General features: G+C 24.7%; 1 pseudogene. It reads left to right on the forward strand.

Annotated elements, in window-relative coordinates:
- A pseudogene (locus tag EII29_RS11595) lies at positions 1-292 on the forward strand (hypothetical protein); the annotation flags it as partial.
- Positions 293-497: the final 205 nt, after the last annotated feature.

Raw genomic sequence — 497 nt, forward strand, 5'->3', positions numbered from 1 at the left:
AATAAAAGACGTTGCAAAAAGACCAATAAACAAAAAAGTTCAATTTGAAGAAGCAACATTAATTATACCTGAAAATACTAAAATAAATGAAAAATTGGGGAATTTAATAGATCAAGAAACAGGTTATGGATTACAAATAATATTTACAAATGAAAAAAGTAGTACTTGTGCAAAGAAAAAAATAAGAAATGGTTTAAGTTATGGTATTATTTATAATGATAATATTACTGAATTAAGGTTGATAGGTCAAAGAATAGAAAAAGTAAATGGATTTGTAAATATTTGTAATTAAAATTATAATAAAAATCCCAACATTCAAATTATTTCAACGAAAAAAATATGAGAATGAGCGTAAAGAAAAATCACTGTTTGAGCGAAGTGAGTTTGTGATTTTTTAGTGAATGAAGTGTTTTTGAGTATGAAATAATTTATGTTGGGAAGTTTTTTGTCAAACTTTTTTGCAAAAAAGTTTGGAGTTACCGATAGGAGACCATCAT

It is taken from the genome of Leptotrichia sp. OH3620_COT-345 (assembly GCF_003932895.1).
In the GTDB taxonomy this organism is placed as follows: domain Bacteria; phylum Fusobacteriota; class Fusobacteriia; order Fusobacteriales; family Leptotrichiaceae; genus Pseudoleptotrichia.